At 68.9% G+C, this 24,637-nt stretch carries 19 protein-coding genes and 3 pseudogenes; 8 read left to right on the top strand and 14 right to left on the bottom strand.

Features of this window, described 5'->3' with window-relative positions; genetic code table 11:
- Positions 1-136 precede the first annotated feature (136 nt).
- From AB0I21_RS26620 to AB0I21_RS26605, 4 genes are all read right to left on the bottom strand, one after another.
- On the bottom strand, positions 137-2,143 hold the full coding sequence (locus tag AB0I21_RS26620; protein WP_360565095.1) for a glycosyl hydrolase 53 family protein: 2,007 nt from the start codon (positions 2,141-2,143) through the stop codon (positions 137-139).
- Positions 2,144-2,605: 462 nt separating this feature from the next.
- Positions 2,606-3,721: a glycosyl hydrolase 53 family protein gene (locus AB0I21_RS26615; RefSeq protein WP_360565093.1), complete on the bottom strand. Its 1,116-nt coding sequence runs from the start codon at positions 3,719-3,721 to the stop codon at positions 2,606-2,608.
- 386 nt (positions 3,722-4,107) lie between these two features.
- A complete protein-coding gene (locus tag AB0I21_RS26610; protein ID WP_360565172.1) occupies positions 4,108-4,521 on the bottom strand; it encodes a zinc-binding dehydrogenase in 414 nt (137 codons plus the stop codon).
- Between the two features lie 315 nt (positions 4,522-4,836).
- Positions 4,837-5,532 (bottom strand): hypothetical protein, encoded by a 696-nt coding sequence (locus AB0I21_RS26605; protein ID WP_360565091.1) that lies wholly within the window; start codon positions 5,530-5,532, stop codon positions 4,837-4,839.
- A 295-nt stretch (positions 5,533-5,827) separates the two neighbouring features.
- On the opposite strand from AB0I21_RS26605, the gene AB0I21_RS26600 reads away from it, so the two are divergent.
- From AB0I21_RS26600 to AB0I21_RS26590, 3 genes are all read left to right on the top strand, one after another.
- Positions 5,828-7,057, top strand: a complete 1,230-nt coding sequence (locus tag AB0I21_RS26600) for a histidine kinase (protein ID WP_360565089.1) — start codon at positions 5,828-5,830, stop codon at positions 7,055-7,057.
- Between the two features lie 52 nt (positions 7,058-7,109).
- Positions 7,110-7,772, top strand: coding sequence for a response regulator transcription factor (locus tag AB0I21_RS26595; RefSeq protein ID WP_360565088.1), 663 nt, complete (start codon positions 7,110-7,112; stop codon positions 7,770-7,772).
- A 358-nt stretch (positions 7,773-8,130) separates the two neighbouring features.
- On the top strand, positions 8,131-8,769 hold the full coding sequence (locus AB0I21_RS26590) for a hypothetical protein (RefSeq protein WP_360565086.1): 639 nt from the start codon (positions 8,131-8,133) through the stop codon (positions 8,767-8,769).
- A gap of 347 nt (positions 8,770-9,116) precedes the next feature.
- Here AB0I21_RS26590 and AB0I21_RS26585 read toward each other — a convergent pair whose 3' ends face one another.
- The 4 genes and pseudogenes from AB0I21_RS26585 to AB0I21_RS26570 all read right to left on the bottom strand — a co-directional run.
- The gene (locus AB0I21_RS26585) at positions 9,117-9,770 is read right to left on the bottom strand and encodes a tyrosine-type recombinase/integrase (RefSeq protein ID WP_360565084.1); all 654 of its coding nucleotides are present in this window, start codon (positions 9,768-9,770) and stop codon (positions 9,117-9,119) included.
- A 338-nt stretch (positions 9,771-10,108) separates the two neighbouring features.
- Positions 10,109-10,582 (bottom strand): annotated as a pseudogene (locus AB0I21_RS26580) (cold shock domain-containing protein); the annotation flags it as partial.
- Between the two features lie 60 nt (positions 10,583-10,642).
- Positions 10,643-10,834 (bottom strand): annotated as a pseudogene (locus AB0I21_RS26575) (cold shock domain-containing protein); the annotation flags it as partial.
- 36 nt (positions 10,835-10,870) lie between these two features.
- Positions 10,871-11,068, bottom strand: a pseudogene (locus AB0I21_RS26570) (cold shock domain-containing protein); the annotation flags it as partial.
- Positions 11,069-11,521: 453 nt separating this feature from the next.
- Between AB0I21_RS26570 and AB0I21_RS26565 the strand changes: the two are divergent.
- Positions 11,522-13,474 carry a WD40 repeat domain-containing protein gene (locus AB0I21_RS26565; protein ID WP_360565082.1) on the top strand — a complete coding sequence of 651 codons (1,953 nt, stop codon included), beginning with the start codon at positions 11,522-11,524 and terminating at the stop codon, positions 13,472-13,474.
- A 162-nt stretch (positions 13,475-13,636) separates the two neighbouring features.
- On the opposite strand, the gene AB0I21_RS26560 is transcribed toward AB0I21_RS26565, so the two are convergent.
- From AB0I21_RS26560 to AB0I21_RS26550, 3 genes are all read right to left on the bottom strand, one after another.
- Positions 13,637-13,903, bottom strand: a complete 267-nt coding sequence (locus tag AB0I21_RS26560; protein ID WP_360565080.1) for a hypothetical protein — start codon at positions 13,901-13,903, stop codon at positions 13,637-13,639.
- Between the two features lie 233 nt (positions 13,904-14,136).
- The gene (locus AB0I21_RS26555; protein ID WP_360565078.1) at positions 14,137-14,733 is read right to left on the bottom strand and encodes a class I SAM-dependent methyltransferase; all 597 of its coding nucleotides are present in this window, start codon (positions 14,731-14,733) and stop codon (positions 14,137-14,139) included.
- Between the two features lie 438 nt (positions 14,734-15,171).
- Positions 15,172-16,266: a DUF6461 domain-containing protein gene (locus AB0I21_RS26550; protein ID WP_360565076.1), complete on the bottom strand. Its 1,095-nt coding sequence runs from the start codon at positions 16,264-16,266 to the stop codon at positions 15,172-15,174.
- A gap of 285 nt (positions 16,267-16,551) precedes the next feature.
- Between AB0I21_RS26550 and AB0I21_RS26545 the strand changes: the two genes are divergently transcribed.
- The 3 genes from AB0I21_RS26545 (at position 16,552) to AB0I21_RS26535 (ending at position 18,827) form a co-directional block, all read left to right on the top strand.
- Positions 16,552-16,902, top strand: a complete 351-nt coding sequence (locus AB0I21_RS26545) for a hypothetical protein (protein ID WP_360565074.1) — start codon at positions 16,552-16,554, stop codon at positions 16,900-16,902.
- A 296-nt stretch (positions 16,903-17,198) separates the two neighbouring features.
- Positions 17,199-17,735, top strand: a complete 537-nt coding sequence (locus AB0I21_RS26540; protein WP_360565073.1) for a hypothetical protein — start codon at positions 17,199-17,201, stop codon at positions 17,733-17,735.
- Between the two features lie 321 nt (positions 17,736-18,056).
- Positions 18,057-18,827, top strand: a complete 771-nt coding sequence (locus AB0I21_RS26535; RefSeq protein ID WP_360565071.1) for a hypothetical protein — start codon at positions 18,057-18,059, stop codon at positions 18,825-18,827.
- A gap of 216 nt (positions 18,828-19,043) precedes the next feature.
- Here the strand turns inward: AB0I21_RS26535 and AB0I21_RS26530 are convergent, their stop codons facing one another.
- Positions 19,044-20,363: an MFS transporter gene (locus AB0I21_RS26530; protein ID WP_360565069.1), complete on the bottom strand. Its 1,320-nt coding sequence runs from the start codon at positions 20,361-20,363 to the stop codon at positions 19,044-19,046.
- A gap of 37 nt (positions 20,364-20,400) precedes the next feature.
- Between AB0I21_RS26530 and AB0I21_RS26525 the strand changes: the two genes are divergently transcribed.
- Positions 20,401-20,967 carry a winged helix-turn-helix domain-containing protein gene (locus tag AB0I21_RS26525; protein ID WP_360565067.1) on the top strand — a complete coding sequence of 189 codons (567 nt, stop codon included), beginning with the start codon at positions 20,401-20,403 and terminating at the stop codon, positions 20,965-20,967.
- Between the two features lie 257 nt (positions 20,968-21,224).
- Here the strand turns inward: AB0I21_RS26525 and AB0I21_RS26520 are convergent, their stop codons facing one another.
- Both AB0I21_RS26520 and AB0I21_RS26515 read right to left on the bottom strand, forming a co-directional pair.
- A complete protein-coding gene (locus tag AB0I21_RS26520) occupies positions 21,225-23,024 on the bottom strand; it encodes a hypothetical protein (RefSeq protein ID WP_360565066.1) in 1,800 nt (599 codons plus the stop codon).
- Between the two features lie 311 nt (positions 23,025-23,335).
- On the bottom strand, positions 23,336-24,562 hold the full coding sequence (locus AB0I21_RS26515) for a serine hydrolase domain-containing protein (RefSeq protein ID WP_360565064.1): 1,227 nt from the start codon (positions 24,560-24,562) through the stop codon (positions 23,336-23,338).
- Between the last annotated feature and the right edge of the window lie 75 nt (positions 24,563-24,637).

Genomic DNA, 24,637 nt, shown 5'->3' with positions numbered 1-24,637 from the left:
TCCGGTCGGGGTGGAACCGGGACCGGCCGTCGCGGCTGGTACGCGTCGACCGGTCTCGGGACCGGCGCGGCGCCGATTCGATCGATCGCCGCGCCTGCCTGTGCTTCGTGTGAGCGCGCCCGGTCTGGGTGTCGGGCTAGCGGTGCTTCGGGCCCGGCGGTGGCGCGTTGAGGACCACCGTGCCGGCGGGGGCGGCGGCGCCGGGGCCGCCCAGCGCGCTTACCGCCCGGACCGACACTGTGTACCGCACACCGTTGCGCAGGTTCTGCAGGTTCGCCGAGACCGTGCCGTCGCTCTGGCTTGAGATCGTCGGCGTCCGCCAGGTGGCGCCGTCGTCCACGCTCACCTGGTAGGCCAGCTGCGCGGGATCACCGGCTAGGGACGGTCGGAACGTGACCGTCAGGCTGCCGTCGCCGGCCTTCAGCCTGACTGGTGTCGGCGCCGGCGGTGGGACGACGCCGTAGGCCTTGATCGAGGAGTTCCACTGGATCACCGGCCAGGCCGACGTTGTCCAGTTGACCATCGACTGGAAGTGCGCGGGTTCCCAGACGAGTGCGCCGAGGCCGCGGTTGTCCGGCAGGTCGTTGACCATCTGGAAGACCCGGAGCAGGGCGTCCTGCTGGCCCTGGATGGAGACGGGGTACGGCGAGTTGGGGATCGGGTCGGAGAAGGCGGACGGGTGTGCGGTCTCCGCGACGTCGATCTTGTAGCCGGGGTGCTGCGCGGCGAGCTTCTGCAGCTCGGACTCGAAGACGTCCGGGGTGCCGTGCCACTCGGAGTAGTACGAGAAGCCCATGACGTCGATGTCCTGGCCCTTGGCCTTGAGGCGGCGCAGGAACTGGTTCCAGAACTCCTGGGTCCGCTCGAACTGGCCGTTGTCGATGATGGTGTGCGTCTCGACGCCGATCTGCACGCGGTGCGCGGCGGCGACCTCGTGCACGGCCCGGATGCCGGCGGCCTGGAGGGTGGTGAACCGGTCCCATGAGGCCTCGTAGGCGGCCCGCCGCGCGGGATCGGTGGCCTTCCAGTCGTCCCAGGCGATGCCGCCGCCGGGCTTGGCGGTGTACGCGGGGTCGTGGTTGAAGTAGCAGTCGTAGCACCAGTCGGCGGCGTCGGTGAACCACGGAGCTGGGCGCTCGGACCCCCACAGGAAGCCCTTGATCAGCTCGTTGCCGACGGCGACCTTGTCGGGCACGGTCCCCTGGGCCACGAGCCGCTCGACGTAGTCACGGGTGTAGTCGTGCACAGCCGTGACAAGCTGGTCGAAGGGCAGCGACGCCCAGGCGGACGGCTTGGCCTGCTTGCTCGGGTCGGCCCACGAGTCGGAGTAGTGCAGGTCGATGCCGAGCCCCATGCCCAGGCTCTTGACCTTCTTGGCGACCTCCAGCGTGCGGTCCGGTCCCTGGTACGCCGGGTTGAGGTAGCTGCCCGTCCGCTCGTCGCGCGGGGTGTTGAACACGCGCAGCCGCACGTAGCGCATGCCGGCATTGCGCGCGGACGTGAGCACGTCCGTCGCGGTGGCCGGGTCGTCGACGTAGTAGGTGAGGTGGTCCTGGTTGGTGTCCTGGTCGGCGTAGGAGATATCGGCGCCGACGACCAGATCCGGGCGAAGGTAGTTGTACACCTTGAGCTCGGCGACGCCGATCGCCGCGCCCGGGGACGCGCCAGAGATCCGCACCCGCACGAAGCGGATCCCGGGTTTGACGAACTGGTCCTCACCGGGTCCCGCCGCCGCGTTGCGCGAGCGGTCCGCGATCGTCGTCCACGCGGCGCCGTTGGCCGAGGCCTCGACCACATAGCGGTACGTCGCCGTTGCGGTCGGGAACACCACCCGCACCTTGCGCAGGTTGTCGTAGGCGCCGCCCAGATCCAGGCGCAGCCACTGCTCCCGCGGCCCGGTAGCCTTCCACGCCGTCGCCTCGTCGGCGTCCGCCGCGAGGGACGCCGATTTCTCCCCGGAGCTGGCCGAGTACTTGACCCACGACTTTCCGGCGATGTTGCTTTCGACGGGCGGAATCTGCGCCGTGCCGCTTGCCGCGGCCGACTGTGCCGAGGCTGACGCGACCGCCGTCGCGCCACCGCCAGCGGCGACGGCGAACGTGGCGCCGACGGCTATCATCCAGCGTTTTGATCGAGCATTCATCTGCTTGTCCTTCGGGAGCACAGGGCGCAGTCCAGCGACGTTTGATGACCGATCACGACCCGGGGGACGTGATCGCCGCAGTCGGGCGCCGCGAACCATCTGATGTGGTCGGGCCTGCTACGACGGGGACGAGCACCACGGCGACTAATGGGGTGTGGCGGAGTGAACCCCTTGCGTTTGGGCGAACGCGGGGGAACTCGTGGGAACGTGGCGGAACTCGGGCCATCATGCATGATGAAACGGGCCTCCGCCAGAGGTGAAGCGGGCATTCAAAGGCCCATCGAGCATGAACTCCGGCGGCATTCTGAAAGCTCGTGAGCGCTTATGTTGAGCCCTTGGGCCGGCTGAAAGCGTGCGTTGATTTGTTGAGAGCTACTGAGCGCTTTCCCGGTGACCGCGGCGACAAGGGGGCCGGGCCGCAGCGTTACCCGGCCCAGCCCCCGTATCAGCGGCGTTCCTCGATCATGCGTACCAGCGGATGCCCGGGTTGACGCGACCGGCCCAGTTGAACACGGCCATGTTGTCCCAGCCGTCCCCAGTGCCGTTCATGTTGTACGGGTCCCAGCCGTTGCCCTGCACGGCGGTCCAGGTGGGCTCCCAGTAGAAGACGCCGATGCCGCCCGCGTTGCGGGTGGTGTTCTGGATGTACTGGAACAGCGTCGCCTGGCTGCTCCAGCTGGCATCGAAGCCCTCACAGGTGCCGCTGGCGTTGCTGTTGCTCTGCGAGTCCGCGTTCGCCGTCGTGAACGGATAGGCGGTCTCGACCACTGCCACCGGCCGGGTGTACCGGGACCGGGCGGTCGACACGGCCGAGTACAGCTGGCTCAGGCTGCCGTGCCAGAAGCAGTAGTAGGACAGGCCCGTGATGTCCCACTTCACGCCCTGGTTCGAAATGCCGTCGTAGAACCACGTCAGATGCTCGACGCTGTCGGAGTTGGCGGTGTGGATGATCACCTGGGTGCCGGAGTTGCAGGCCTTCACTGCGTTGTAGCCGGACTTCAGCAGCAGGCCGAGGTTGTAGAAGTTGCTGTTGGAGACGTAGCCGTCGTTCCACAGCATGCCGACGTTGATCTCGTTGCCGATCTGGATGCTGTCCGGCGTCGTCCCCTGGGCCTTCAGTGTGTTGCAGATCCAGTAGGTGTAGTCGTAGACGTCCTTCTGCAGCTGCTGGATGCCGTGGCTGGACCACGCGGCCGGCTTCCACTGGTTGCCCGGGTCGGCCCAGGTGTCGGAGTAGTGCAGGTCGATCATGAGCTTCATTCCGCGGGACTTCACCTCCTTGGCGTAGGAGAAGACCTTGGTCGGGTTGTTGTAGCCGGAGGCCGGGTTGTTCCACACCCGCAGCCGTACATAGTTCATGCCGGCGCCCTTGAGGATGTCGAGCGCGTTCTTCTGGGAGCCGTTGGCGTCGTAGTACTTGACGCCGAGGTCGTTGCTGCGCTGCAGGCTCGACACATCCCCACCCAGCATGGACAGGCTGTTCGCGGCCTGGGCCGGCGGGGATGCGGCGAGGACGAGGGCCGGTACCGCCAGGAGGGCGGCGATCCCGGCGGTGACGAGTCGCTTCCGTGCTTTCATCGCGATCTCCCTGGGGGTGTTTCGCGGTCGACGGGGCGCGCACTGCCGGTGGGCGCCTCATCGACGGTGCGATGGGTGTTGCGGCCGCTGGCGGTGGCCGCTCGGGATGCCACGCCGACCGACGGGTGTGTCGATGTCGCGCAGCGATGCGGTTTGGGACGGGGCTGAGAGAGGCCCGGCCGTCACCGGCTTGTCGGGCCGGTGCGGCCGGAGTGCAGGTGTGGTGACCTAGCGGCAGGATCACCGTTACCGATCCCAGTGTTGTTTCGCTTGTTCATGGCTGTCAAGGGCCGTGCAAAAAGGGCACTAAACTGGGAGCGTTCACAGGGATGTACGCCGATTCTGTATGCAACGGAAAGCCATGGTCAACCGCGGCGGCGATCCCCTCAGCTCCTGACCGGATTTCGGACTGCAGACAGCGGAAGCCCACCAGCCGCCGTGCCGATGTCGTGCAAGGTCTCGCCCAGACATGAAGGCCAACCCGGCCACCGGCACGGTGATCTCCATGCTCTTCGTCGACTCCACCTTCGTCGGCATACGCCAGGACCGCGATCCTTCCCTCGGGTGTGGCCGGCCCCGACGTAGCGGAGGTCGTCGGCTGCTTCGTCAAGGGGGTGGGTGCGGTCGATGACCGGCGTGACCTGCCCGGCCGCGAGGAGGTCGGCCAGGGTGAGCAGGTCCTGGCGCTTCCCGACCGACAGGAAAGGCTTCTGCTGCTGACGGGTGAACCCGGACAGCACGCGCTGTGACGATCCGACCGAGGGCCCGAGCCAGCGGCCGCCGCGTCCGCTGTTGGGGATGAGGGTGCCGCCTGGGCGATCAACCTCGCGGTCGCCGAGCGGCAGACCCGCAAGCGGCCCCGCCGTGGTACCCCCGCGGCGCCGGTCCAGGTGCCACTGCCATGACCGGCCGGATCACGCCGGGCGATGGGGTCCCAGGCTACGAGCTCCCGCTGGAGAGACACCTCGACAACCATTGGTACGACTGGGATCCCGGCCTGACCATGCACCACGAGAACGACGGCACCACCACGCTACGCAGCCCAGGACTCGACCAGGCGGCCCTCCATGGAGTCCTCGCCCGCGTGCGCGACCTCGGCGCCGCCCTCATCTCGGTCACGACCGGACGAGGCGCACGCCGGTCGCGAGCAGCCAGACGAGCCAGGCGGCGAACCCTAGGAGCCCGACGAAGAGCAGCGGCGAGCCGTCGGCGATCGCGAGGTTGCCGAACCCCGCGGCGAGCAGCAGGCTCCCGCTCACCAGGCCCAGCAGGCGCTGCCAAGCCGGAGTCAGCCCGCTCGCGTGCGCGGCGAGGGCCGCGCCGATGAAGGTGGTGCCGAGCATCGGCAGCGCCAGCGCGAACGCCGCCGCGTGAACCTGCCAGACGAGCTCGAACTCGGGCGTCGGCTCGGCGAGCCCGCCGGCGGAAAGCGCGAGCCCGATCTGCAAGACGTTGACGAGCACGAAGATGGCCGACAGCGTCGCGCCAGCGGCCAAGGCGAGGCGCGACCAGTCGGCGCCCGCTCCGCCGCGCCGCTCCACGAGGCCGTGCAGGCCCGTCACGAACACGAGCAGCAGCGGCAGGTACAGGGCCACCAGACCGGACGCGATCGCGACCGAGTCGCGGTTGGCCGTGTAATAGGCCAGCACTTCCTCGATCGGAGCGTCGAAGGTCGGCGCGCCAGTTACCGCCAACACCGCGTTCTCTATCACCACCGACACCACGAACGCGATCGCCGCGGCGCCGACGAGCCGGCCTCGAACGAACCAACTGCGGGCTAGCGTGGTGGCGGTGTTCTGCGGTGATCTCATCTCCTACTCCTTCGTTTCAGTCGGATGACGGGTCGCCGAGCAGGTTCGGGGTGTTCGTTCGGATGTCGCTCATCGTTTCCCACTTCCTTTCCGCGCCATTCGTTGGCGCAGGAATGGTCGGAATGCCGTTTCGGAGGTTGTTGGGCCGTCCGTTCCGGTTATGTGGGACAAGATTGCTGGAGCGGCCGCATGCGCCGCTACGAGCCGAGGTCGATGGCGGCGGGCCGAAGGTCTACACCTCGGGTTCGACTTTGGTCGGATGCCGTGAGGCCGGACCCGGCCGTACCCTTCGATCATGATGGCCCCGGCGGACCCGCAGGATCGGAGCCCGCTACCGGCGGGCGTGATCAGCGATGCTGACCACGATCCGGTGCGCCCGGCCGAGCGCACGGTCCGCGGCCGGGTGGTCGACGCCGCGTGTTTCCTGCTGGCCGCTGGCGTGGTGGCGCTGACCCTGGCCGACAGCCGCGCGCAGCACATCGCGCCGGGCCCGCTCACCGTCGACCTCGTCCTCGGCGGCCTGTGCAGTCTGGGGGTGTGGCTGCGCCGGCGCTGGCCGGTCGGCCTCGCCGTGGCCGCGGGTCTGGTCAGCGTCTACGCGACGTCCGCCGGGGGTGCGGCGCTCATCGCGCTGTTCACCGTCGCGGTGCACCGGCGCTTCGCGGTGGTCGCCCCGATCGCGGCTGGGTGCGCGCTCGTACCGTTCCTGACGCTGCTGGTTCGGCCCGACGTCCCAGTCGGGTCCCCGCCGGAGATCGTGCTGGGCGTCGTCTTCGGCGTCGCGGTGCTCGCCTGGGGCATGTTTGTACGGGCTCGACGCCAGTCGCTGCGGGAGCGGGCTGGGCGGGTCGAGGCCGAACAGGAACTGCGCGTTGCCGAAGCCCGCCAGGGCGAACGCAACCGGATCGCCCGGGAGATGCACGACGTGCTCGCCCACCGCCTCTCCCTGCTGTGCCTGCACGCCGGGGCGCTGGAGCTACGCCCCGACGCCGCGCCCGAGGAGGTCGCCCGTGCCGCCGGGGTGGTCCGCGACAGCGCCTACCAGGCGCTGGAGGACCTTCGGGAGGTGATCGGCGTCCTCCGCACCGGTGTCGACCGGTCCGACGAGACGCCAGAACGGCCGCAGCCCACTCTGGCCGACCTCCCCGACCTCGTCGACCAATCGCGGCGCACCGGGATGCCGGTACGGCTCGACTGGCAGACCGACGCACGTTCGACCGTACCGGCTGGTGTGGGGCGCACCGCGTACCGGATCGTGCAGGAAGGGCTGACCAACGCCCGCAAGCACGCCCCCGACGACGAGGTGGCCGTCACCGTCCGGGCAACCCCGCGCGACGGCGTAACCGTCGAGATCCGCAACGCGTGCCCGATGGGCACCGGCGGTGGTACCGAAATTCCCGGCGCCGGCATCGGCCTCATCGGGCTCACCGAACGGGCCGCCCTCGCCGGCGGACGCCTCGAACACGGACCCACCCCGGCCGGTGAGTTCCGGCTCTGGGCCTGGCTACCGTGGCCTACCCTCTGATCGCGGCCAGGGTCGGTCCGTGGCCCCGGCTGGGCAGAGAGAAGGAGCCAACGTGAACGCAGCGGTGCGGGTCCTCGTCGTCGACGACGACCCACTCGTGCGGGCCGGCCTGGCGATGGTCATCGGCGGCTCACCCGACCTGACCGTGGTGGGCGAGGCCGGCGACGGAAGCGAAGTAGCCGCCGCCGTCGACGCCTACGCCCCGGACGTGGTGCTGATGGACATCCGCATGCCCACCCTCGACGGCCTCGCCGCCACCGAACAGCTGCGTGCCCGACCCGACCCACCCGAGGTCATCGTCCTGACCACCTTCGACGCCGACGAGCACGTCCTGCGCGCGCTGCGCGCCGGAGCCAGCGGCTTCCTGGTCAAACACACCCCACCCGCCGAGATCCTGCGCGCGATATCGCGGGTCGCAGCCGGCGAACCCATCCTGTCGCCGACCGTGACCCGACAGCTCATCGCCCACCTCAGCGACACCGGCGCCGCCGCCCGGCAACGGCACGCCACCACCGCGCTGGATCAGCTCAGCGAACGCGAACGCGAGGTCGCCATCGCCGTCGGGCGAGGCAAGTCCAACGCCGAGATCGCGGGCGAGCTGTTCATGAGCGTGGCCACCGTGAAAGCCCACATTTCCCGCATACTCGCCAAACTCGATCTCAACAACCGTACCCAGGTCGCCCTACTCGCCCACGACGCCGGCCTCACCGACTGACACCGGAAGCCTTCTGGCCCCCGCCCGCACCCGGCGTGGGCGGGCGAGCCGACCCGTTGGCCGGCGAGCCGGCCAACCCCTGACCGCCAGACAGCTCAGGCGGCAGCCATCGACCACTTGCTATCGCCCAACTTCCGTACATCGGCAGGACAGCGCGTCTTGATCTCGACGAGGCGGTTACCGTCTGCGGCGGGCAACGGCTGGGCGGCACGCGCCGTCAGCGGCATGTGCGTGCACGTGATCAATCAGCGAACCTGGCCGCCATTGGTTCACGTTTCTGCAATGAACGTGACGGTACGGCAGTCCGCACCGCTGTCGTGGGTGCCCGGCCGTGGCGTGCATTCTGTAGCCTCAATGCATGACTTCGGGGGAACGGTTCGTTGCAGATGCGGTGCCGGGCCGCCGCCGGGCCGGTCGCGGGTTCGTCGCCGTCGCGCTCGCCGTCGCAGTCACCGCCGCGGTGAGCGGTGATCGGGCAGCTTATCCGGCCCTCGATCCGTTCGCCATCGCCGCCGCGACCTCCTTTTACACGAAGGAACCACCCGCTGGCGACGTCATCGTGCTCGCCGACCCGTCGGCCCAGCCCCATGTGCCGCAACGGCTGCGGGTCACGTTCGTGGTCTGGTACTCGAAGAACGGGGGGCTCTGCGGGGCGTACGAAGACGTCACCCAGCGCTCGAGCTTCTGTACCGAGGCCCCCTTCATCGATAGGGGCGCTCGCGGGCAGCTGGATCATGTGATGTCCGCCGGCGGCGGGAACTTCTTCTGGTGCTTCGGCAGCGTCCCGCCGGAGGCGACCTCGGTCACCGCCGTCAGCGGGACCGGCCGCCCTGTGACGACGAGGGTGAGGACGGCAGACCTCGGCGCCGGCGCCCCGTTCCACTTCTACGCCGTGACGGTGTACACGGGCGACCAGCGCCTGGGTGTGCTCCGCTTCGAAGGCAAGGACGTCTCCGGCCGGGTGGTCGTCACCAGCAGCATCGACAAGTACGCCTGACACGAGGACCAGGCTTTCGGCCGGTACGCGGTGCAGGTCCCCCGGTCCGGCGGGCCTACGAGCAGGACCCGCAGAAGGTCGCCGAGTGGCCGGAGGTCACCTCTGGGCCGTTGCCACGCGGGCCAGACAGGAGAAGGCGGTGATCCTGTGGCTGGATCAGACCGGGTTGCGTTCCGACGCCGCGGTCGGCACGAGCTGGACGCCGGCAGGGCAGACCCCGGTGGCGGCCTGAGATGCTGGTCGATAAGAACCGATTCGTACAGGCTAGCGCAACGCCCGAACGGCCACCACGCCCGGGACCAAGCCAAGATCGCATGCGCACACATCGGCATGGTCGCGATCCAAGGTCAGGTTCCGGAGGCCATGAAGGCCGCGAGGATGTAGTTGGGATGCCGGTCGAGGTTGTTGCGGGCCCGGTCGTAGCGCATCGTCGTTCGCGGGTCGGCGTGGCGGGCGGCGATCTGCACGTCGCGGAGGCTGACGCCGGCATCCAGCATGGTCGTGACGAACGTATGACGCAGCATGTGGGGATGCATCCGAGGCATCCGCACGCCAGCCGCGAAGGCCAGATGTCGCAGCCGGCGGGAGGCGGCGTGGCGGTCCATTCGTCCGCCGAGGGAGTTGCGCAGGATCGGACCGTCGGTGCGGTCGTCGGCGGCACGTTCGATCGCCCTGGCTACTGCTGGCGGCAACGGGATCAGAACGACCTTGCCGCCTTTGCCCCGCACGCGCAGGACGCGGTGGCCGTGCTCTTCGCCGAGGTCGGTGATGTTCGACCCGCACGCTTCGAAGATCCGCAGTCCGAGCAGGCCGAGAAGGGCGACGAGAGCGAAGTCGTTCGGGTTGTTCGACAGCCGGGCGGTGGTGATCAGCGCTTCGAACTGCAGGTGGCCGAGGCCGAGGGTCGGAGACTCGGCTGGGACGGTGGGACGGCGGACGTAGTCGGCGGGTGAGTGCGGCAGGATGCGGTCGATGACGCAGACTCGGTAGAACCCGACCACGATCGACAGCCGTCGTGAGACGGTGGACGGCTGGTAGTGACGGACGTCCTGCAGCCAGCGCACGTACCGCTCTATGTCGACTCGGACCGCTGTGAGCGGGTCGAGCTCGTGATCGGTGCACCAGCGTAGGAAGACGTGCAGGTCGGACTCGCTGTGCTGACGGGTCAGGCCGCGGTAGCGACCGAGATAGGCCGCTACCGCGGCTCGCAGGACAAGCTCACCCGACGGCTCGAGACGGGCGCTGGGAACACGAAATTCAGCCATGTATCACGGTGCGTCACCAGCGGTGATGAACGCCAGCACTCACGCCGCGGCAGATGAGCATGTGTTCAGAGGTGTCAGAGGCGCTCCACGCGGTCGGCCTGCAGGCCCCGGTCGCTCTGACGCACCGTGTACCGGACCTGGTCGCCCTGCTGCAGCGGTTCCGACCCGGCGACCACGGATACGTGGACGAACAGGTCGTCGCCTCCGGCGTCCGGTGTGATGAACCCGAACCCGCGGTCGCCGTCGTAACGTGCGACGACGCCGTGGCCCGCGCGTGCGGGCACGTCCCGTGACGGCGGCTTACTCCTGGCGGGTGGCGGCCCGGCCGGTGCCGGGCGTCGCGGTGGCGGCGCGGGCTCGGCCCCTCGGACCAGCTGCACGTCGCGGGCCTGCGGGCCCTTGTCGCTGCTGACCACCTCGTACGCCACGCGGTCACCCTCTGTCAGCCAGGTGAGGCCCTCGGCCAGGGACCGGGCGTGGACGAAGACGTCCCCGGCGCCGGAGTCCGGGGCGATGAAGCCGAAGCCCTTGTCCTCGTCGTACCAGGAGACGGTTCCGTCCGCCCCGTCGGCACCGCCTGCCGTGGCGGACAGGCCGGCCCCAGGACCGAGCGGGATCACGTGCGCGGCCTGCGGGCCGCGCTCGCCCTCGACGACGACGAAGGCCACCCGCTGCCCGTCGCTGACCACGCCGCCGGTCACGATGGCCGAGCTGTGCACGAAGATGTCGGGGCCGCCGCCGTCTGGCGATGCGAACCCGTACCCCTTGGTCGGCTCGTACCAGTTGACCGTGCCGAGCAGGCCCACGGCACCGCCAGCGGCCTGCTCGGCGGTGCCGCGCACGCGCAGCGCCTGGGGACCGCGGTCGTTCTTGCCGGCCTCAAACTCGACGGCCTGGCCCTCACGGAGCACCTTCGAGCCGCCGTCCCCGACGATCTCGGAGGCGTGCACGAACACGTCTGGTGATCCGTCGTCAGGCGCGAGGAAGCCGAACCCCCGTTCGGCGTCGAACCAGCGGACGATCCCGTGCGGCATAGGAAAGCTCCAGGTCGTTAGAGGGGCATTGCTCCCAGTCTCGCTGACGTCGTCGTGCCCGGGACCACCGGGACCGGCCACGGTCAGTCGGTTGCAGGAGGTCGTAGGCGGCCAGGACGCGGGCGGCGGTCGCGAACGACCCCTCAAGCCCAGGAAGAGGACCGTCGAACAGCATGCTTTCCGACCTCCCTCCAGCGTCTTGTCCTAACCGGCGGTCCTCACCCGGCCAAGAGAAACGTCCGCTCATCGGCACGAGTGCCCGCCGACGACGCCGAGCCGTTGCCACGGAGCGTGACAATCTGCAGGTCGGTCCCCGCGCACCAACTGCGGCAGATGTGCGCACCAGACAGGCATGCTGGTTCCTTGTTCGAGAGCGACGGGTGAGCGCCCAGCGTGGATCAGGGGCGCCAGCCGGCAGGTTCGCCACTTGCGGGCGCTTCCTAGCATGCTGCCGTGATCGCAGCCCAGACGGCGTTCGCCGATACCACCGCTTGGCGGGTGCGGTGGACGAACGAGCCCACCCGGCACATGGAACTCGGCGTACCGGCGGGTGCGCCTGTCCACCACCGGCACCAGGCTCCGACCTGGGTGGTGGCGACCGCGACGCTCGAGGACCGGCCGGTGGCGATCTCCGGCAGCGCGGACCGGACGGTGCGCATCTGGGACCTGCTCGGCGGCAAGCAGATCGGCGATCCGCTGACCGGACACGGCGACGTGGTGGCGGCAGTGGATGTCACGACCGTCGAAGGACGTCCGGTGGCGGTCACCGGTAGCTGGGACGGGACGGTGCGCATCTGGGACCTGTTCAGCGGCGAGCAGGTCGGTGATCCGCTGACCGGCCACCTGGGCGGCGTGACAGGGTTGGCCACCACGATGATCGACGGTCGACCGGTGGCCGTCACCACCGGATTCGACCGGACGGTCCGGGTCTGGGACCTCGTCGAGCGACGCCAGGTCGGCGAGTCGATGACCGGCCACGCCGACGGCCTCCCCAGTCTGGCGGTCGCGGTGGTCGACGACCGGCCTGTCGCGGTCACTGGCGGCGCGGACCGCACCGTGCGGATCTGGGACCTGGCCGACGGGCAACAGATCGGTGACCCGTTGACCGGGAACACCGGCATCGTGTTTCCGGTGGCGATCACCGCTGTCGACGGTCGGCCGGTCGCGGTCACCGGCAGCAGTGACGAAACGGTGCGGACGTGGGACCTCATCAATCGGTGTCAGATCGGCGAACCGATGACCGGCCACGAAGGCGTCGTGAGCACACTGGCCACCACGACCGTCGGCGGTCGGCCGGTGTTGATCGCCGGTGGTCAGGACGACCTGCTGCGGATGTGGGACCTGGCCACGCGGGAGCCACTCGGTGCCCTGTTGGCCGGCCACACCGGCTGGATCCTCTCGGTGGCCACCACGACCATCGACGGCCGGTCGGTGGCGGTCAGCGGCAGCGACGATGGCACGCTGCGGATGTGGGACCTCGCCCAATACGTCGAGACACCCACGCCCGCCGCTCGACGCCCGGTGCGTGCGGTCACCACCGCGATCGTCGACGGCCGGCACGTGGTGGTCACCGGCAACGGCGACGACGGCATCCAGCTCTGGGACACCGCGAGCGGTGCGCCAGCCGGCGCGATCGACACCGGCGACGACCCGGTGGACGTGCTCGCGACCGCTGACCTCGACGGCCGTGCCGTGGCGGTGACGGCCGGTGCCGACCACACGATCCGGACCTGGGACCTGGCGCTGGGCGCACCGCTCGGCGCACCGTTGGCCGGCCATACCGGCCCGGTCTCGGGGATCGCTGTCGCCGCCGTGGACGGAGCACCGGTCGTGGTCACCGCGAGCCACGACAAGTCCGTGCGGGTCTGGAACCTCACCGACGGTACGGAGATCGGCCCGCCGCGCGTCAAGGATCGGCGATGGGTCCGGGCCGTCGCCACGACGGGTGTTGACGGCCGGCCGACCGCCGTCATCGGCAACCGCAACGGCACGCTCAGCCTGCGTCCCCTCGCCACCAACCGGGAAATCGCCCCTGTCGCCAGCGGGGCCGGCGGCAAGCCGATCCTCCACGTCGCCACGGCGGCCGCCGGTGGCCGGTCCTTCGCGATCACCAGCAGCGAGCAGCACACTACCGTCAGGTGCTGGGATCTCGGAGGTCAGGACGTCACCCGCAGCCTCACCGCCGGCTACGTCACCGCGCTCGCCGCGACCAGCATCGACGACCGAGCCGTCGCGGTCACGGCCGCCCGGCAAGCGGTGCAGGTCTGGGACCTCGCCACCTGCGAGCAGATCGGCCCGGCCATGAACTTCCCGCAGACCGTCACCGCCGTCGCCATCGACCCCCAGGGGTTGCTCATTGTCTGCTTCGCCGGCAACACAGCCGTGCTGACGCCGGTGCCCGGCTGACGGCGTCAAGATCCGTCCAACGGCTCAGATCGAAGCGCTTCCGCACGGCCGCCTGGCGGTATCCATACGCCGCCGACGCCATTGCCCGCGCCAGCAGGATCCCGCTCACGGGCGAGTCAGGCGGCATTGGGGCCGAGTCATGCCAGGTCTTCGAAAGGTTCTTCACCGGGACGCCAGCACATCCAACGCCCGTCCGTGAAACCGCCCCAGAAGCGCGATCCCCGGTCGGGCCACCTCATCGACCTCCGGATGCAAACAGATCGTCCCTTCGTCGAACTCGATCCGAAGGCCACGGACCTCACGGAAAGCCACCAACTCGGCGAGCGGCCGGTCCCGTAGCAACGCTACGAGCGCATCCGGCACCCCGTCGACATCGTCCACCCGCGCACGCGCAGCCTCGACGGCCTCCCAGAACCGATCCCTGTCCACGCCGGCATTCTGCCTTCGCGGTACGACGTGCACACAGTCGGCCGGACTGCTTCCCTCTCGTCGTACGCTCTCACCAGCTGCTGTCAGCGAAGGTCACCCGTGCGCTCATGGCAGTTCAGTGAATGCCAGGTCGTTCATCGGTTCTGCGCACCACATACGGAGAGTCACGCCAGCCGGCCAGCGATGTACTCCCTCGGCGGCATGAGCGGATGCCGCGGGCGGCTCAGCCAGCGTCATCGGGGTCGGCTCAACAGCAGGTACCGCTCGTCGGTGATGTCCTTGCCCCAGAGGCCGGCCGCATTCAGCGGGAGCAGTTCGACCTGACGGTCATGGCGTTGCATGAGCGAGGTGCACTGTGCTGCGGTCAGGCCGGCGCCGGTTGCCCAGTGCCCTTCGATCATGACAAGCCTGCCGTCCGGGCGGAGCAGATCGATCCATCGGACAACCGTCGCCTGCGGCTCGGTCATCGCCCAGAGCACATGCCGCACGAGTACCACGTCGAACGAACCGGCTGCGAACGGCGGCCAACTTGCGTCGCCGCGAACCAGGCTCAGGGCCACACCTCGCTCCGCGGCTTTGCGTCGCGCGACGTCGAGCATTGCCGAGGATGCGTCGAGGCCGTGAACGCGGTGGCCGGTCTCGGCCAGCAGCACCGCCAGACTGCCCGTGCCGCAGCCGATGTCCACCACCGATGCGGACGGGACGGGAAGGACCGAGTTCAACAGCGAAGCCCAGGCAGTACGGACGGCAGGATCGCGAAGACCGTGATCCGGTTGCTCATCAAAGGTGGCCGCATGCGCGTCCCAGATCGCGCTTCCGCCATCGTTCATCACCCGACTCTGCCATACGGGCCACGACCGCAGCGGCCATCAGCCACGACAATCCCACGACCACCTGCCGCGCACGATCGGCGGCAAAAGCGGATACCAGCGGTGTCGTTCGGTGGTTCCGTGCCTGCCTTGCCTGTATCTACCAGAGGAGCGTCGGCAGCGCCCTCAATTCGGCACGAGTGCGCGCCCGTCCGCGCATCGGGTAGGCCAGATCCAGGCACGGAGTGTCGCCATCGCCGGCGAACCACTGCGCTCCCACGGCGGACAACCGTCGGGACACCGTCAACGGTCGATGCTGACACTCGCACATCGGCATGGAGGCGCGCGTCAGCGTTGTCAACGGTGCCCGATCATCCTGCACGGACGTCATGAGCATCATTGATGGCGACGCGATCTCCACCTTCGGACGTGACTGTTTCGGTCATGCGGATCCGGCGGTCAGGGTCGAAGTCGGCCGATCGCCGCCGCGTGTGCGGCTGGGTCGGCCAAAGGCCCGGACCCGTTGCCGAGAGAGTAGAGCGCTGCACGCACGGCGAGATCTTCGTCCGGATACAGCGTCGCGCGCAATGCAAACGCGAACCAGCCGAGCCGGTAGCCGTGCCGACGGTCGGCGTCGCTCATCCGGTGGCGTGCCGGCCCGTTGAGCGATTCGCCGGCTGTAGCGGCCGCTCGCAACCAGCCGCGGACCGCGCGGCCCAGCGGTGCCGTGACCGGCACCCCGGGGAACCTTTCAGCTTCAGCGTCGGCGAGCGCCTCGGCGAGGCCGGGTGTGTCGGCAACACCGAGGATGCCAGCGATGCGTCGGATCTCGGCGACCGCCGTAGCGCGTTTCGCCGCCGGGGAGGCGCCGTCGACGGCTGCGATGAGGGCTTCCCGCTCCGGACGGGGCACGGTCGAATCCGCGGCCAGTACGCCACCGCCATGCGGCCGTGCGCTGGTGAACCACGGATCGAACTGTGCCGACAGCATCGGACCCGACATCTTCTGCACCGACGGCATGACACCGGTGATCGAGGCCGCCAGCAGGACCGCCCGCGCAACAGCGTCCCGAGGCCCCCAGCCGTCGTTGTCCGCAGCGACCGGGTCCAGGCCGACCGCGTGGAGTTCGCCGCACAGGAGTTGCGGGTCCGCGCCCCACACACGGTCCATCCATCCAGGAAGAAACGCGGTCATCTCGGTGCCGTCGACGGCGTACACGAACCGCGATTCGGCATACTCGTGCCGCAGGACGCCGACGGCTGCTGTGCCTCGGGACACCTCCGCCAGCACCGGCCCCACGCCTTGGAAACCGGTCGGTTCCAAAACCACCGTCCAGTCACCGAACACGACGGCGCCAGCTATGCGGGGGTACCCGAGATCGAAGGAAGTCTGCCGTTCGTGCATCTGCTCCCGGCTCAGGTCAGCGAACGTGTCCGGATAGGCGCCGAACCGTCGCAGCGCCTCGCTCGCGCCAACTCCGCGGGCGAACGTAAGGCAGAAGATTTCCCCTAGTGCGTCGCATAGCGCAACGGACTGACCCAAATCCTGCCCCATCAACACAGAATATCCGGCCCGACGAAGCAACCTGCGACGGACGGCCACCGGCAGCAGTCGCGACGTGCTGTTCCGTACTGACTTCCGGCCAAGTCGCGCAACATTTCTGTTGCTGTGGCGGGGTTCCGGACGAGGCGCAGGTAGTCGGCGGGCGACCGATCATGTGCTGGTAGTGCCGACTCAAGGTCCACACCTCACCTTCAACACCCCCATGTCGTCGCCACCCTGCCGCCCCACGCACCGCAGGAGGTCACCCTCAACCGCGTCGGGCGGTACGCGATCTTCGTGCCAGGCTGGGCCGACACGAGACGCACGATAGTGCCGCACTGCACGGTCACCACCAGCGCCGGCGTACCGCTGCCGCTGAATCCGCCACCCCGCGCGAACCTGCGGCTTGACTACGACACCAGCTTCCTGGAATGGTCCGCCAGCTTTACCGCCTCCGCCCCAGGGCGGTACACCGTGCTGTGCAACGGGGTGGCGGAAACCGGCTACTTCCAGATCACGGATGAACCTACCTCGCCCCGCCGGTGGAACGTCATTGGTCAGCGCATCGCCGTCATCTGCGGGCTGATCGCTGGATCGACGATCATCGCGGTGAACCTGCTCCGTCGCCGGCGTCGACGCGCTCCCTGATCTCCGAGAGGGTCGGGTCGGTCAACCGGACGTGCGGGCCGCCGCCATCCACGCGCCGGGAGGGCAAGATCAGATGCACTGTATTCGGCACGAGCGCGCGCATGCCCCGCAGAGCCTGCCGCCGGGACGGCGTACGCAGCGTGACGGTCACCGTCGAGCCGCAGCGCCAGACCAGCGGCAGATCCGCGCATGTGATCATGGCCGTACACGTGTGGTGATGTCGCCTGTCCGAGCATGGGAGCGCCTTTGAACCGCCGGATGCTCGACCTCGACGGTCACACGGCATGATTTCGACTGTGAGTGATGAGCCCAAGCGGCGGTTTCTTGTTGTACATGACTACGGCATGGGTGGGTTGTGGTGGTGGATCCACGCCCGTTCTGTACGGCAGATCGTGGAGACGTTCGCCGAGGTGGAGGTGGTTGAGGATCCGCAGATCGTGGCGCGGTTCGCCAACGAGGACCTGACCGAGGTGGATGTGGACATCGATGCTGCTGCCATGCCGCCCGGCCTGGACGACCTGCGAGAACAGCGTGACGCCCAGCGGAGCCAGCACGGGTTTGGTGCCCTCGCCGGACAAGGGATCGTGTATCTGCGGCGCCCCCCGGAAGAAGGCGACGGCACAGAGCTGTCCGCCTGCTTCGTGGAGCTCGGACCGGACGGGCGGCGCCTACGCCAGGTCGAGATGTACCGCGACGCGACAGCGATCAAGACCGGACCCGACGACTGGCCGCTCAACCCACCCATCGATCTCTACGATCCAGAGCTGGCGGGGTGGCAGGTTACCCCGGATCAGTTCGAGCAGGCATGGTGCCAGGCAAGGAGCGAGAGCTGACACCCCAGCCGTCTCGCATGATCGGGTGCGCGCTCATCGGCACGAGCGAGCATGGTGGCCGCGGTCCGATGCCGACTCCGCGGCCACGAAGCGTGACGACCTTCGTGTCGGCAACGGCGCGCGACCGGCGGCATGACAGTGCACGGAATCTTGTAGTGGCTGCTCGCCTTGGGCGGAACGTTGTCAGGTTCGGCTTGGGTAGCGATGTGGCCCGGGCTGCCGCGCCGATCGCGGCACGAGCGCACGCCTGTGCGCTGCCACTACACGAGGTCAAACGTGGCGGCTCACTCATCTCGTGTCGTGTTTACAGTACTTGTAGCCGTGATCGATTGGCCGGAGCTGCTGGACCCGGGTGTCGAGGTCGCGGAGTTGCTGGATCGGGCGGAGCGGGTGCCGAGCACCGAGGTGTGGGAGCGACTCGACAAGCTGCTCATCGTCGAGGCGGAGTGCTGGTACTCGGCCGGCTTCGCCGCCCTGCCGCGGCTGAGCGCGTTGGCGCAGTCTGGCGCAGCGGAACACCGCACACACGCGATCGATCTCGCTGCAATGATCGTGATGACGCTCCACCGGCACCACCGGGACGACGATCTCGTGCGGGCGGACCCGGCAGCCCTCGCCGCCCTGCACCAGTTGGCCGCGTGCCGACTGCCGAGCATGTTCGGCGGTCAACTGCTGCGAGCGTTCCAGGCCACATGCGCGTTCGCTGGCTACACATTCTGGGCGACGATCAGCCTTGATTACACCGACGAGCACTACAAGATTCATTGCCCGCAGTGCGCGACGCCGCTCATGATCGTAATTGGCGGCTACGGCCACTACGTCGCGATCCGCGACGACGGAGAGGGCGACCTCCTGCGTCAGCCATTGCGGCCGGCGCCACCTGCGAGCCTGCACGAATTCCGTCGATGGATGTACGACACCGCCATCGCCTGCCGCAACCCGATCCTGGCGGACGGATTGACGTACTTATTCGGCGATGCGATCTGCAGCAGCTGTCATTGCGTCTTCAACGTCGCCGACTGGTACGAGACTCAGAACAGCCCGACTCAACCCATCGACGCCGTCATACCTCGCGTGGACCGCTCGACCTGAACCGCGCCGCCAGTTCGGCACGTGGTACGTACCCAACCCACCGATCCGCCCAGTCGCTACCGTTACGAAGCGTGATAGTCCATCAGCGAGTCACCACACGGACGGCGGCAGACATCCGGATGGTCCGGCCGGTTGCAGCGGCGTGAGATCGCCGTGCTGGTGGCGTTGGATGGAGGGGCTGTCGCGTTGATCGTGTGCTGGTTTGAAGTCTGGGCTTCAGGTCTGGCCCGGGTGGTCTGGTTCGGGAAGGTCGGCGTCGCGGTCGGCTGCGTTCATGCGGTTGTCGGTGACGATCGTCATGCCGGCCAGTAGCGCCATTGTTAGGACCGCCATGATGGCGAAGACGGGTCGCAAGCCTAGGGGGTAGGCGAGCAGGCCGCCGGTGGCCGCGCCCAGTGGCATGCTGCCCCAGGCAACGAGGCGGTAGCCGCTGGTGACGCGCCCGAGCAAGCGGTCGGGTGTGATGTGTTGCCGGAGGGACACCGTGATGATGTTCCAGACGATGTTCGTGGCGCCGCCGAGGAAGAACGTCGCACCGACGAGATACAGGTTCGCGGTGACGGCGAGAACGGCGAACGGCAGGGCGCGAGTCACGATGGTCAGGCTGAGTGAGCGGGCCCTGCCGAGCGTGCGGTGGATCCACTCGGCCACGAAGGAGCCGGCCAGGCTGCCGGCCGCGAAGATGGCCATCAGTAGACCGAAGGCTTGCGTGGACAGCTTCATGTCGGACTCGGGTCCGACCGCGTAGAGGACGAGAATGGCCATCACGGCGTTGCCGGTGAAGTTGGAAACACCGACCATGACGGCCAACGTCCGCAGCAACCGGTGCTGCCACAGGAAGCGCAGCCCTTCTGCGATGTCGGCACGCAAGGTGGTTCGCCGGTTCCGTTCCGCGCGGTAGGAGCCGCGCATCAGGAGCAGTGCCGCCACGGCCCCGGCCCACAGTGCTGCTGGTGTCCCGAACGCTACGGTCGCGCCTGCGGCGACCACGACGCCGGCCAGGGCTGGACCGACGAACTCGTTGGCCGTCAACTCAACCGCGTACAGGCGTCCGTTGGCTCGCGGCAACTGGTCACGCGCTACGACCTGCGGCAGGATCGACTGAGCCGACGTGTCGTAGATTGTCTCGGCGACGCCGATGCACACAGCGACCGCGTACAGCAGCCAGATGCTCTCAGCGCCGAGCGTGGCTCCGGCCATGAGGACGGCCAGCAGACCGGCGCGTACCACGTTGGCACCGACCATCGCATGGCGGCGGTCGAGCCGGTCGGCGAACGCGCCAGCCGGTAACGCGAACAGCAGCCACGGCAGCGTCACGGCGATCGTCAGGCCCGCGATCAGTATGGGAGACCGGGTGAACTCGATGGCCACCAAGGGGAGCGCGACCTTGAAGGCTCCATCGCTGAGGTTGGACAGCCCGGACGAGAACACGAGCCGCCAGTAGTCCGGTCCGAGAGGCCATCCACGGTGCGGGAGAGCACGGGCCGCGTCGCTCACCACCAATGGAGAATCCCACATCGGTGGAGAAAACTCCATCGATTGTCCGCATGGATCGGTGGGGTACTCTCCTGCCATGGCGGACCGGACCGCGGAACGACAGCCTCCGCAGCAGCCTCCCCGCGCCCGCGAGGCACGTCGCGAGGCGACGGTCCGTGAGGCCAAAGCCATGGCACATCCGCTACGGCTGCGCATCCTACGGCTGTGCCTGCACCAAGAGCTGACCAACAAGCAGCTCGCCGAACGACTCAACCGCGATCCCGGAACCGTGCTCTACCACGTCCGCCAGTTGACCGACGCCGGACTGCTGGAGCAGGGAGCCGTACGAACCGGTGAAAGCGGCGCACTGGAAAAGCCCTACCGGTCGACCGGCCTGTCCTGGTGGCTGTCCAACCCGAGGCCCGAGCAGCCGCTCGCGCCGATCGAGGCATTCCACGAGGAACTCAGCAAGGCCGGCCCAGACTCCGTACGGACCCACGCCCGGTTCGCGCTGCACCTGTCCGCGGACGACATCGCAGCAATCGACCGCCGTATCTGCGGGATCATCGACGAGTACCTCCAGACCGACGACCAGCGCCGAGACCAACCCCTCCACGGCGGCATCTTCGTCCTCCACCGACTCGCCGACCAGCCACCTCACTGAGCAAGCAACCCGCAGCAATCGCACCCAACGGTCGACCCGCACCCCTCGCATGTCAACGGCCGCTGATCGACACGTCCCGATATACGACGCTCCCGTCATAATCACGTGGACTGTCATCGGCACGAGCGGAAGCCGGCCCGACTGATCGGCTTGACAGCGAGTGACGAGCACTATGCGGCATGTGCGGAAACGTGATCGAGGCGCTCAGTGCGGATGTGTATGCCTGGGTGGTGAGGGGATCCTCGTCGTGGGGGGATTCATCCGGCGATGCGTTCACGGGCGGTGATGGTCGCGGCGAGGAGCCTCTCGTCCGTGCGCATCTCGGTGTCATCGTCACTGATATTGGGCCCAGCTCGGCGCGGCGAGGTGATGAACCGATCCAGCCGGTCCAGGACCGGCCGCGCGTGCGATCCCATCGCGGTGAACACCAGGAGTGCCTTGGGCCCGTGCACGTCGTCGGGCAGGTACTGCGGCAGGACCGCGAGCAGTTCGTCGGTGGCCGCGGGACCTTCCTGCAGCCACAGCGCAGCGGCCGATTCCACCTGCGCGCATCCGGGAGTCTTGAACAGGCTTCGCAGTTGCCGGTGCTGGCGGGCGGTGAGCCCGCCGTGCTCGGCGAGCCAGGTCAGCAGCTGCGCTGCGAGGCGGTCACGGCGGAGTTGTTCCGGGTGTCCCGCGAGGTACCGTTCGGCCACGGCACGATCCGACGTGATCTTGAGCAGGGCGGACGTGGCGCCTTGCGTCGGGTACTGCCGCAGGTGCGGGACCGCGGCCGCGGCGGCGGGACCGATCGTGCCCAGGACGTGGAACGCCCAGTCCGGTGTGTCGTTCTCGGCCCCTTCTAGCCTGGCGATGAGTTCCGGCACGGCCGCGGCCGCGCTCGGCCCGAACGCGGCCAGCACCCGCATCGGCAGCTCGGGCGCGCACGAGTCCGGAACTGCGGCCAGCATCCGGCGGCCGGCGGCAACCGGTGCCTGCGAGTCGGCGCCGGCCCGGGCAACTGCCCGGAACGCCTCCGCCAGCCGAGGCTCGGCACTGCCGGCAAGCATCAGCCGTACCAGGTGCGGCACCGCGCGGTGGTCGCCGACGCAGCCCAGGGCGGTGGCGGCCGCCGCGCCGACCTCGGGATCGTCAAGCACCGCCGCGAGGCTGTCGGCGCCGAGCCGGGACGCGGTCAGCGATGACGCCAGCGCGCGCAGGGCCGCCGACCGTCCCTCGGACGGGTGTTCCTCAACGATGCCGGTCAGCATCGGCGTCAACCGGACCGGCGCGGCGCGCCACGTCCGCATCGCCGCAACCGCCATCCGTATGCCGTCGAGCCTGAGCTGCGGACGTTCGCACGGTTCCGTCAGCCGGTGTGCCCAGGCACAGCAGTCCTGCTCCCGGTCCAGGCCGGTCAGCGCCCGGGCCCACACCTCGCCCGGCGTCTGCGGACACGACAACCCGGGCTCTGCCAACGCATCTGCGGCGGCTTCCACATCGGCCCGGATCGCGGCGTCCAGCGCCGGCCAGGCCGCCGGGTCGTCGCTGCGGTACGCCGCGACACCGGCGAGCAGCCGCACGGCCGGCTCGGAGTCAGACCGCAGCCGATACAGGGTCGCCCGACAGCCCGCGACCGCGTGATACCCCGCAACGTCGCGCCGGGACATGGCCTGCATGAGAGCGATCCGGACGACCGGATCGCACGAGGCGGCCAGCACCGCCACCACTCGATCAGGCTCGCCGGTGCGCACCAGCAACGCCGCCGCGGCACACCGCACTTGCAGATCGGCGTCGCGCAACGCCGCCTCGGCGCCGTCCGCCACCGCAGGCCAGCCGCCCGGATACAAGGAACACAGCTCGTCCAGCAACGTGAACACCGCCCGGCGCACCGGGACACGATCATCGCTCGCCACGGCCACCAGCCGATGCGTCGCCAGCCCGTCCCGCTCGGCCTTGATCGTGTCGAAGAGCCATGACCGTGCATGATCACCCGGGACCAGCAGATCGCCCGAGACGACACCCGCTTCCAGCCACGCCCAACTGCCCAGCGACGCCGCCGGCACCAGGCGGCTCACGCTGCGCGGCGCACAGCGCCCTTCCCGTAGGTCATGCACCGATACTGACGCATGAGCATCCCCACCCGCAACCACATCGGCCATCACCTCTCGGCGCGATCGGAAGCTTTGACCTGGTCAGGCTGCTCACCGCCGGTGACGAGCTCTGGCCTGCGTCGCACACCAACGGCGGCAGATGTGTGTGTTGCTCCGGGCCGGAGGCCCTCCGTCTGCGGGCCAACGGGGTGCTCGTCGGCTGGCATAGAACTTCCGCTGTGGCCCCGGTTCTGCGCCGGGGCCACAACTCTTGCTGGCCAGGCTAGAGAAGTCACCTAGTGACAGGGATGGGGCCGGTGTTCTCCGGCCCCGGTGATCAGCAGTCGAGCCTGGGTGTCGATGGGTGTGGTGCTGCCGGCCTCGTAGTTGCAGAGGTTCACGTAGACGTACCCGCTGGCGGGGTACCACTCCAGGGCGGTCGAGATGCCCGTGGTGGTGCCGCCCTTGTGGCCGAGGCCCCAGTGGTCGTTGACCAGAACCGCGCTGAGGCCGTAGCACTCGAACAGGGACTGCGCGGGTAGGCCGGGCTTGGGCGGCAGCGGCGGCGCCGGGAACTTGGGGGCGGTCGCCAGCCAGGTGTGCGCGGTGTCGAGCAACTTGCCGCCGGTCAGCGCGGTGACGAACGCGGTCAGGTCGGCGGTTGTGGAGAAGGCGCCGCTGGCCCCGTGGCCGATGTACGTGTCGAGCAGGTGGTTGTCGACGCGCGCGCCGCCGGATGGCGGCGGGGCGTACGGGTGGGCGATGCGGCGGTTGGTGTCCCACTGATCGCGGTTGTAGAAGTCGGAGCTGATCATCCCGGCCGGCCGGAAGATGTGCTGGCGGACGTAGTCGTAGAAGCTCTGGCCGGAGACGGCGGCGACGATGTAGGCCAGGGTGATGTAGCCGTTGTTGCTGTATGTGTAGCCGGTGCCGGGCGGGAACAGCAACGGTGCCGCCTGGACGAGCTTCAGCAGCTCGCGGGTCACCTCTGCCTCGCTGGTCCAGGACCTGAGTACGTCGCCGCTGTCGCGTGCCACGTCTGCCATGCCCGAGGTGTGCGTCAGCAGTTGATGCACGGTCACCGTGTCGCCGATTGCCGCAGGGAAGCCGGTCAGGTAGGCGCTCAGCTTCTCGTGGTAGGCGACCTTGCCCTGCTGTACGAGCTGGCCGATCGCGATACCGGTGAAGATCTTGGTGATCGAGCCGAGCGTGAAGATGGTGTCCGGCCGGTTGGGGATGGACCGCTCCTTGTCGGCCATGCCGTACGTGCGCGACAGCACCGGGCGACCGTTGTGCAGCAACAGCAACGTGCCGGAGTACCGGTCGGTGGCGGCGGACTGGGCGATGAGCTGATCCAGCGCTCCGCCGGGCCGCAGGTCCGCCGGGACGGGATCGGACCCGCGGTGGTCGGACTCGGCACCGGCGTGGGCGGAGGCGGGCACCGCCAGCAGCCCGCCGGTGGCCAGCGGCACTGCTCCGAGCAGGCCCAGCACGGAGCGTCGAGAGGGTCGCAGTGTGGTCATGCCAGCAGCCTCCGGTCCCGGGCGCGCTACCCGCATCCGGCCGGAGTCGTCATCGCGTTCTGCCGCGCGAGGGAT

The organism is Dactylosporangium sp. NPDC050588, from assembly GCF_040654975.1.
Lineage (GTDB): Bacteria > Actinomycetota > Actinomycetes > Mycobacteriales > Micromonosporaceae > Dactylosporangium > Dactylosporangium maewongense.
The sequence above is the reverse complement of the archived record's forward strand: the minus strand, read 5'-3'. Positions and strand labels throughout refer to the sequence as shown.

Coding starts and splice junctions, on each gene's coding strand:
- AB0I21_RS26530 (WP_360565069.1), bottom strand. CDS start 20,363: ATGGAGTTTTCTCCACCGATGTGGGATTCTCCATTGGTGGTGAGCGAC.
- AB0I21_RS26600 (WP_360565089.1), top strand. CDS start 5,828: ATGATGGCCCCGGCGGACCCGCAGGATCGGAGCCCGCTACCGGCGGGC.
- AB0I21_RS26605 (WP_360565091.1), bottom strand. CDS start 5,532: ATGAGATCACCGCAGAACACCGCCACCACGCTAGCCCGCAGTTGGTTC.
- AB0I21_RS26550 (WP_360565076.1), bottom strand. CDS start 16,266: ATGGGGCAGGATTTGGGTCAGTCCGTTGCGCTATGCGACGCACTAGGG.
- AB0I21_RS26615 (WP_360565093.1), bottom strand. CDS start 3,721: ATGAAAGCACGGAAGCGACTCGTCACCGCCGGGATCGCCGCCCTCCTG.
- AB0I21_RS26555 (WP_360565078.1), bottom strand. CDS start 14,733: ATGAACGATGGCGGAAGCGCGATCTGGGACGCGCATGCGGCCACCTTT.
- AB0I21_RS26590 (WP_360565086.1), top strand. CDS start 8,131: ATGACTTCGGGGGAACGGTTCGTTGCAGATGCGGTGCCGGGCCGCCGC.
- AB0I21_RS26515 (WP_360565064.1), bottom strand. CDS start 24,562: ATGACCACACTGCGACCCTCTCGACGCTCCGTGCTGGGCCTGCTCGGA.
- AB0I21_RS26525 (WP_360565067.1), top strand. CDS start 20,401: ATGGCGGACCGGACCGCGGAACGACAGCCTCCGCAGCAGCCTCCCCGC.
- AB0I21_RS26620 (WP_360565095.1), bottom strand. CDS start 2,143: ATGAATGCTCGATCAAAACGCTGGATGATAGCCGTCGGCGCCACGTTC.